General features: G+C 58.3%; 7 protein-coding genes. 6 read left to right on the top strand and 1 reads right to left on the bottom strand.

The genetic code is table 11. From position 1 onward, the window contains the following. Both RSSM_RS30750 and RSSM_RS30745 read left to right on the top strand, forming a co-directional pair. The coding region (locus RSSM_RS30750; RefSeq protein WP_044304116.1) for an enoyl-CoA hydratase-related protein at positions 1 to 451 on the top strand (451 nt) is incomplete at its 5' end. 3 nt (positions 452 to 454) lie between these two features. Next, complete coding sequence (locus RSSM_RS30745) at positions 455 to 1,360, top strand: phosphate acyltransferase (protein ID WP_008689266.1); 906 nt, start codon at positions 455 to 457, stop codon at positions 1,358 to 1,360. 109 nt (positions 1,361 to 1,469) lie between these two features. Here the strand turns inward: RSSM_RS30745 and RSSM_RS30740 are convergent, their stop codons facing one another. Beyond that, positions 1,470 to 2,861 (bottom strand): DUF4013 domain-containing protein, encoded by a 1,392-nt coding sequence (locus RSSM_RS30740; RefSeq protein WP_236621512.1) that lies wholly within the window; start codon positions 2,859 to 2,861, stop codon positions 1,470 to 1,472. A gap of 374 nt (positions 2,862 to 3,235) precedes the next feature. Here RSSM_RS30740 and RSSM_RS30735 point away from each other — a divergent pair, with 374 nt between their 5' ends. The 4 genes from RSSM_RS30735 (at position 3,236) to RSSM_RS30720 (ending at position 9,183) form a co-directional block, all read left to right on the top strand. Next, positions 3,236 to 5,407 carry an alpha-amylase/4-alpha-glucanotransferase domain-containing protein gene (locus RSSM_RS30735; protein ID WP_008689262.1) on the top strand — a complete coding sequence of 724 codons (2,172 nt, stop codon included), beginning with the start codon at positions 3,236 to 3,238 and terminating at the stop codon, positions 5,405 to 5,407. A 215-nt stretch (positions 5,408 to 5,622) separates the two neighbouring features. Next, positions 5,623 to 6,474, top strand: coding sequence for a serine/threonine-protein kinase (locus RSSM_RS30730; protein ID WP_008689259.1), 852 nt, complete (start codon positions 5,623 to 5,625; stop codon positions 6,472 to 6,474). 317 nt (positions 6,475 to 6,791) lie between these two features. Beyond that, entirely contained in the window at positions 6,792 to 7,616 is an 825-nt protein-coding gene (locus RSSM_RS30725) for an EcsC family protein (RefSeq protein ID WP_008689255.1), read from the top strand. 175 nt (positions 7,617 to 7,791) lie between these two features. Beyond that, entirely contained in the window at positions 7,792 to 9,183 is a 1,392-nt protein-coding gene (locus tag RSSM_RS30720) for a Gfo/Idh/MocA family oxidoreductase (RefSeq protein ID WP_081613940.1), read from the top strand. Positions 9,184 to 9,240 lie beyond the last annotated feature (57 nt).

The raw sequence follows: 9,240 nt of genomic DNA, 5'->3' as shown, positions 1-9,240 counted from the left end.
AGCCGCCGGTTGTCAGTTGGTGGCGTCCTGCGACCTCGCTGTCGCGAGTGAACAGTCGTGGTTCGCCACACCGGGCGTGAAGATCGGCCTGTTTTGCACAACGCCAATGGTCCCACTGATGCGAGCGATTCCCCCCAAAGTCGCGATGGAAATGTTAATGACCGGAGAGCCTCTTGCAGCGCAGCGTGCGTACGAATTGGGGTTGATCAACCGTGTCGTGCCGCTCTCGCAACTCGAGGACGCGACTCGAGAACTGGCAACGAAGATCGCGTCGGCCAGCCGCGACACCGTCGCGATCGGGAAGTCCGCTTTCTACCAACAGGCGTCTTACTCGGAAGCCGATGCCTACTCGTTTGCTGTCGAGGTGATGACTGACAACTCGATGCGTCCCGACGCGAAAGAAGGCATCAGTGCATTTCTGGAAAAACGCGATCCGGTCTGGAAACCTTGACCGATGGGACTGCAATCTTTCGACCAACTGTTCGCACGCGCCGATGCCAATCGACACGAGTCCTCTGTCGTTGTCGCGGGCGGGAATGAAGCAACCGTTCTCCACGCCCTGACGGAAACCACTCGCCGTGGTTGGACGCGTCCGATTTTGTGCGGACCGGTGGAGGAAATCGAGTCCGTCGCGGCAACAGAAAATGTTCCACTGGACCATTTCCAAATTATTGATTCCGACCAACCTGCCGTTGCCGCGGTCGAGTGCATTCGCCGCGGTCAAGCAGTGGCGTTGATGAAAGGTCGAATCGCAACACCGGATCTCATGCGAGCGGTGCTCCATTCCAAATCGGGCCTGAAGACGGGAAGGACCATCTGCCAAATTGTGATGATGGAAATCCCCAAAGACCATCGGCAGTTCCTGATGGCCGATACGGGGATCACGATCGAACCGACAATTCAACAGGCAACTGAGATCGTTGAATCCACGGCGCGAGTTGCGATGTCGCTTGGCTGCACATCTCCACGCATTGCAATCATGGCGGCGAGCGAAAAGGTAACCGACGCGATGCCGGAAACTCATTTGGCGGCTCAAATTGCGGCCGCCATTGAGACTTCGCTGGACATGCAAATCCAAGGCCCGCTGTCGTTCGATTTGGCGTATTCAACGACCGCAGGCGAGAAAAAAGGTCTCGGTGGCGAAGTAATCGGATCGGCCGATGCCATGGTTTTCCCGAACCTCTTGTCGGCCAACCTGACGGTCAAAGCGATCATGTACACCGCCGATTGTCGGTTTGGCGGGATGCTCGCCGGGGCGGCATGTCCGATCGTTTTCATGTCGCGAGCCGACAACATACAAACGCGAATCCGATCGCTGGCGTTGGCGCTGCATCCAACTCAAAGTGACCGTGCCCACTGACCCTGACCACTGACCACTGACCACTGACCACTGACCCTGACCCTGACCATCCATGCTGAACACCGCGTCCGTAAACCGTCGTGATCACGATGCGGTCATCATCAACCGATCAGATTCCGACAAACGGCACCGGAACTAATAAAGCATGTTGACGGATCCACGTGTCGACTCCGTCCCAACTCGTGTACTGGCTCGCAAAGAGCACGAGCATATACACACCGACGATCGCCGGTGCGACCGCAAACCGTACGCTTAAACGAGACATCGTGTTCCACCAACGCCGCCATCGCGGTGAGTGCGCGTTCGAGTCGGCATCTGTATTCTGACTCACCGACGATTGTGATTCGAGATACAACCTTCGACACCGCCGCATCGCCAAACCTGTTGCGATCCGAGCGGGCAACATGAACGCGACGAACACGAGACACGGCAACCAAGTGATCTCCTGCGGGGTGGCCTCGATTTTCAGCAGATACAACGGGATCGGCAGCAGCACCAACGTCACCAACATCGCGCCGGCATAACTCCACGGAGCAGCGTGAACCTCGCGACGGACGCGGCGCCAAGCGAAGATCGCTCGGAATCGATTCTCAGCGGCAAAGTGGGCTTGCAGCATCGGCAGCGTCATCAGGATGTAGCCAAGCGTCACCAGGGCGATCACGCCGACCAAACCGGCGGCGGCTTCGTTGCCTTCCCTCGTGACGTTCATGATCACCATCGCGGGGAACAACCAAATGAGTGTGCCCACCGCACCACGCACGCCGAGCCAAAACAGTTGCGGCAGTTGCAAGGAAACGATGAAACTCCACAGTCGATCGGAAACGTCCGACCACAGAGAAGGCCGCCATGCCTGCTTACAAAAACGAATCGGTTCAGGCCACAAAAAATGCCGCAACCGTCCGCCCCGAACCCACGCCCACCACAGGTAAACCGTCGCGGCCATCGAGAACAGAATCGCGACGACGCGGAGGATGGTTGCTGAAGTTGAATCGGGTTCGATAACCGCGGCGACGGATTCCCAGTGCACCAACAACCGGATCGGCAGCGAGGCGAGTCCGAGCGATCCCAAGACCACACCGATTTGTCCGGCCTGAGCCAATCCGGGGACGCTGTCGCGGACCGAACGCCCGCTGGTCAGTCGGCCGGCCACCAACAGCAGGTACCCGAGCACGGTCAATTGCAGCAGCGGGATCGCGGTCACGACCGCGAGCAGACTCACGAGGCTGGCCAAACACCACACGTTCCACACCGCCGCGGCACACCACCTCCATCCGCGGACCCCGATTCGCGAAATCCGCCCGCGCTGCGGTGCGTTTCCCTCGCGTGGATCATCCGACTCCGCGAGACTCGGCGACGGAAATCCGCTGGCATTTCCCCCGGGAAGGCTCCATTGCCCTGGTTCGACTGCGGTGCTGGCCCAACTCATCGTGCTGCGTTCCTGCTGCTGGGAGGGTGGAAATTGGCGTGCGTTCGGAAGAGCAATCGCGATGCGTGTCTGCATCGGTGTCGAATCCCCGCCGCCTCGCGGATCGCATGCTGTCATCATAACGAAGCCGGCAGGCGTAGGCGAAAACGGTGCCCGACCACCTACCGCCGGGATATTCGCCGGCGGGCGACGGATATTGGCAAACGTTCAACTTTTCTGCGTCGACGGCCGATACATCCTCTGATGGGCACGCGACTTTAGCGATTGCGTGCTTTCTCGGTGTTGCCTCATCTTGTCGGGATGTTCAGGCAAAGCATAGCTGGCCGGCTAAAAAACCGGATCATTCGTTCCAATCCGATCATTGACGGGATTCGGTACGAACGAAAGTAACCTTAGAATGCGCACCATTGATTTCACGACCTTCCCCTCCACGTTTTGACGCAAACGCCATGACGCCGCACGTTCACCTCTGCTTGGTTCTGCACAATCACCAGCCGATCGGCAACTTCGACGGCGTCTTTGAGCAGTCTTACCAAGACAGCTACCTGCCGTTTCTCGAAGTTTTCGAGCCGTACGAGTCGCTGCAGATTTCGCTGCACACGTCGGGTCCGTTGATGATGTGGCTCGCCGAGCGTCATCCCGAATACCTCGACCGAGTTCGCTTGCTCGTCGAAGCCGGCCGGATCGAGATTGTTGGCGGTCCGCAGTACGAACCGATCCTGACGATGCTGCCTAGCCGTGACCGGGTCGGCCAAATCGAATCGTACAGCCGGTGGCTGCAACGCAACGTCGGCGTGACCCCGGGTGGAATGTGGACTCCCGAGCGGGTTTGGGAATCGAGCTTGACGAGCGATGTCGTCGATGCGGGGATCCACTACACCGTGCTCGACGACTATCACTTCAAAGCCGCCGGGATGAAAGACGAGGACCTGACCAGTTACTACCTCGTCGAGGACCAAGGCCGGCTGCTGCGGATCTTCCCCGGCAGCGAGCACCTGCGATACACGATCCCGTTCCGTCCCGTGGGCGAAACGATTTCGTACCTGCAGGACATCGCTCACCGTCACCCGGGTGCGGTGATGACCTTTGGCGACGACGGCGAAAAATTCGGCACTTGGCCGGACACCAAATCGCACGTTTATGACCAGGGTTGGTTGCGTTCCTTCTTTGACGCACTGAGCGAAAACCAGGAGTGGCTGCACACGATCACCATGGCCGAAGCGATCCGCCGCGTGCCGGCTGCGGGAAAAGCCTATCTACCCGATTGCAGCTATCGCGAAATGACCGAATGGTCGTTGCCGGTCGAAGCCCAGGAGACACTCGAGGACGTTACTCACGCACTCGAAAAAAGCTCCGAATGGCCACGCCTGGAGACTTTCGTACGGGGAGGTTTCTGGCGCAACTTCAAAACGAAATACGAAGAAACCAACGAGATGTACGCTCGCATGATGCATGTCAGCGAGCGATTGAAGAAAGCCGAAGAGGCAGGCCTGGACGCCGGCGTTCTCGCCGAAGCACGCGACCACCTTTACCGTGGCCAGTGCAACTGCCCGTACTGGCACGGTGCGTTCGGCGGCATCTATTTGCCACACCTTCGCAACGCGATCTATGAACACCTGATCGCGGCCGACACGATCCTGGCCAACCTCGAAGGCACCGTAAAAATCGCGACCGCGACCGCGTCTGACTACGACTTCGACGGCCAACAGGAAGTCCGTCTGTCGAACGAGCAAATGGTTCTCTGGCTCGACCCGGCTAGTGGCGGTCGGATGTATGAGTGGGACCTTCGTGCGATCAACCACAACCTGTTGTCGACACTACAGCGTCGTCCCGAAGCCTATCACCGCAAGGTGTTGGCCGGCCCGAGTTCTGGTGATGGCGATGTCGCGTCGATTCACGACCGCGTCGTCTTCAAACAAGAAGGCCTCGACGAATGCGTGCAATACGACCGGTTCCCTCGTAAGAGCCTGATGGATCACTTCTACGACAACGAGGCAACCCTCGAGTCGGTGATGTCGGGTGACTCGCTCGAACGAGGTGACTTCGTCGACCTGCCTTTCGAAGCCAAACTTCGCCGAGGTGGAGACCGGGTTCAGGCCCAAATGCGACGCGACGGAAACGCGTGGGGAATTCCGATCACGATCACCAAAGCGGTCACGATCTGCCAAGACAGTGACACGATGTCGGTCGCTTATCTGCTCGAAAACTTGCCGCCGGGACGCCCGCTGCACTTTGCGATCGAATGGAATTTCGCCGGTTTGCCTTCCGGTGCCGACGACCGTTACTTCAGCGACACCGAGGGCAACCGCCTCGGACAACTCGGCGAGAAGGTTGACCTCAGCGATGCCCGCGGGCTCTCGCTTTCGGATCGTTGGCTCGATGTGGACGTGGACCTGACCTGCGACCGCGACAGCGGCATTTGGGCGTTCCCGATCCAAACGGTTAGCCAGAGCGAAGGTGGCTTTGAACTGGTTCACCAAAGCGTTTGCGTGATGCCACACTGGATCGTTCAAGCCGATGCCGAAGGCCGGTGGGCCGTGCGGATCGACGTGAGCACCCGATGCGGGAAAACGGACGCGCCGCTGGCTCATCCGATGCTCGCTGAACAAACCAAGAATTAACTCTCGCATTGCCGCTGAACCGGGTTGCCAATCCGGTTCAACGACTGATGTGGGAACTGTGCCTGGCATGCTCTCTTCGCGGAACCCACGCGAAGACGCGGACCACCGCGAGAACATGTGCCACCGTCAGGATGACGGCGGACGCACGCATGACAAGGACTGTCCCTGAACTCTGAATCGAGATAACGCGAGTGACCGCAAAGCTTCGATTAGTAATGCCCGACGCCGAACCTTCACGCCGACTGCGTGTAGGGATGAAGTTGGACAAATACCGTTTAGTGCAACGACTCGGCGAAGGTGGCTTTGCCGTCGTATTCCAAGCGCACGATACGATCGAAGATCGGTCTGTGGCTCTCAAAGTTCCTGACCTCTCGAGCGACAGTTTGCAGCAGTCCTTCGACGACGTGCAGCGAGAAGTTCGCATCATGGCCTCGCTATCACACCCGAATGTGCTGCCCCTCAAAGATGCCCGTTACATCGACGGGCAATTCGTGATGGTGTTCCCTCTCGGCGAGGAAAGCCTGAACGATCGGTTGTCGCGCCGCATGGCACGCACCGCGTCCGTCGACTACATCCGACAGATGACCGCGGCCGTCGCACACGCGCACGAGAACAAAGTGCTGCACCGGGATATCAAACCGGAAAACTTCATCCTGTTCCCCGGCAACCAAATTTGTTTGACGGATTTCGGATTGGCTCGCAACCAAACCCGTCGCCACCGGGTCTCCGCGTCAGGAACTCTCGGCTATATCGCTCCTGAACAGGCGATGGGCAAACCGACGCTGCGAAGTGACGTGTTTGCGTTGGGATTGATCGCGTATCGAATGCTCGCCGGCGTCCTTCCCGAATACCCGTTCGAACCGCCTTTGCCGTCGTACGCAAAGTTCCGAAAAGGATTGCATCAGGACTTCATCGACTGGGTTCGCAAAGCGATCGACCCGACGCCGAGCAAACGATTCCGCGACGCCGTCGCGATGAACAATGCTCTGAAGCGAATCCGAAACGTCATCACGACGAAGAGCACCACCGCTAAGTCAACGCGTCGCTCCACCCGCACCGCCGCCTAACGGACGATTCGAATCGAATCGCTCAACTCGGTGAAGCAACTCACCGGCGAGGCCACGTCTCTGCTTTCGGTCCCCACTCGCCGTCCGCCGTGATCTTGCACGCGGCGTGATCGGACCGAAGGCATCGGTTTGCCGTTACCGGGATTGTGTTGCGTTCTAATCCCTGCGGGCTCGAACCTGTCGGCGGGCGGGTGCCACGGCTCGTTGTAAGAACCGCCCCATGCGTTCGACGGCTATTCGGTTGACACTGTTTTTGGGATAGGTTCTTGTCTGAGAACTTACGCCCCACCCGTCGACAAAAAACGAGTCTCAACAGCATGCCAAACGAAATTATTGAAGGCGAACTTCCCGAGGACGTTTTCGCTGAACTGCGTGAAGCCAAAGAGACGCTCGAACATCATGGCCTCGCGGATCGGTTGACCGAGTTGATGGGTGCGCCGATCACCGCATCGATCAAAATGCTTCCGAACATCGCGGAAGATGCTTTGCATACGGCCGTCGATAAATCACTGCAGGCGGCGTTGAAGGTCGCCTTAAAAACGCTCGGCGAAGAGACGAAAGCGGGCAAGCCGAAACTGATCAGCCACAAAATCATGGCGGGAATGTCGGGCGCGGCCGGCGGCGCGTTCGGATTGTCAACGGTCGCGATCGAACTGCCCGTGTCGACGGTTCTGATCCTTCGCAGCATCGCGGACATCGCTCGCTCGCAAGGCGAAGACCTGAAGGACATTCAAACCCAACTCGCGTGCCTGGAAGTTTTTGCGATTGATGGTGGAACCGAGAGCGACGTCGACGACGATACCGAAATCGGCTACTTCGCTGTCCGTGCCGCGATGAGCAAGCAAGTCGCCGACGCGTCGAAATATGTTCTCAAACACGGAATCGGCGACACCGCCGCCCCGCCGCTGGTCAAACTGCTGCAGTTGATCGGAAAACGTTTTGGGGTCGTCGTCAGCGAGAAGTTGACCGCGCAGGCGATTCCGGTCATCGGCGCCGTCGGCGGGGCGTTGATCAACAGCTATTTCATCGATCACTACCAGGACCTCGCCCGCGCTCACTTCACCGTCCGCAGGCTCGAACGCGAGTACGGCAAAGCTCTCGTGGAGGAATCGTATCGCCGGATTGGGACGACGGACGAGTGACCTTCGCCAACGCATTCTCACTCACGCTCGCGCGGCATTCTGCAGAAGCTCAGAAATCGCACACGACCGCGATCGGTCGTTTATATTGGTGCGAATCGATTGTGTCGGTGCGACCGCGCCGCACCACCCACCGGAACGTGCACAAACACATCGTTCCGCTCTCAAGATTCTCGACATGAACGCCAACGATTTGGAATTCTCGATGAAAAACCTTCAGCGTCGCCAATTTATCACCCGATCCGCCGCAGTCGCCGCATCGGTAACCGCCCTGCCACGTGATGTCGCCGGGGACGAAAAAACGCCGGACAAATTGAACCTGGCTGTGATCGGGTGTTCCCATCGCGGAGGTGCGATCGGAGCCGATGCGATCAAAAACAGTTTGAGCAACTGTGTCGCGCTTTGCGATGTGGTGCCCTCTCGCGCCGAGCAACTCAAACAAAAAACAAAGGGACGCTCCGACGATGCGGTGGTGTTCGATGACTTCCGCGAGATGTTCGAAAAGATGGGCGACCAGATCGACGTTTGCACGATTGGTGTTCCCGATCACGCGCACTTCCCGATCGCAATGCTCGCGATGTCGATGGGCATTCACGTCTACGTTGAAAAGCCGCTCGCCCACACGTTTGAAGAATGCGAACTGCTCATCGCGGCGGAAAAGAAATACGGCGTCCAATGTCAGATGGGTAACCAAGGCCACTCGAGCAGCCAGCGGCTGCAGTTTGAATCATGGGTGGACAATGGCATCATCAAAAACGTGCGGCGTGTCGATGCCTGCATGAACAAAGGACGCCGTTGGCATCCGTGGGGTGACGTGGACGGCTACCCGTCGGCTGAACCGATGCCTCAAGGCATGAACTGGGAAGTATGGACGGGAACGGCTCCCAAGCATTCTTACAATTCGAAGTTCGATCCAGGCAACTGGCGAGGCTGGTACGAATACGGCAACGGTGCCTTTGGTGATTGGGGGCCGCACACCCTGGACACGATTCACCGCTTCTTGAAACTCGGCCTTCCTCACACGGTCCGTGCCGAGAAGATCGAAAAGCCAAACGAGTACATTTTCCCACATGGTACGACGATCGCGTTTGACTTCGCCGAACGTGGCCCCGACATGCCCGAGATGACGATCAACTGGTACGACGGCGTCAACAACCGTCCTCCCAAAACCAACGGCGTGAACATCCCAACATGCGGCAAGGCGATCTTCAGTGACGATTTGGTATTCGTCGGCGGAACCCACTCGGGCACGCTAAAGGTCGTTGGCGGCGACCGGAAGACGGACGTGGAAGGACAACTGCCTGAGTTCGCGACGAGCGAAACCTCCACCAACCACATGAACAACTTCTTGCGAGCCGCCGCTGGGTTGGATCCTTATTGCAACTCTTCATTCGCGGTATCAGGACCACTCACACAGGTCTTCATGCTCGGATGCATTGCCCAGCGACTCGGCGAAGATCTCGAGTTCGATACCAAAACGCGGCAAATCACGAACAACTCGCGAGCCAACGAACTGCTCAAGGGCCCCGCACCGAGAGCCGGTTGGGAAGAGTATTACAAACTCGCCTAACCGTGCGTCAAAGCATCATTTTAGGGTAGCGAAACTCGCCCAGAGTTTCGGCAGGCT

The sequence above is a fragment of the Aporhodopirellula sallentina SM41 genome, assembly GCF_000346505.1.
Lineage (GTDB): Bacteria > Planctomycetota > Planctomycetia > Pirellulales > Pirellulaceae > Rhodopirellula > Rhodopirellula sallentina.
Note: the sequence above shows the minus strand (reverse complement) of the source record. Positions and strands in the feature narration are given on the sequence as shown.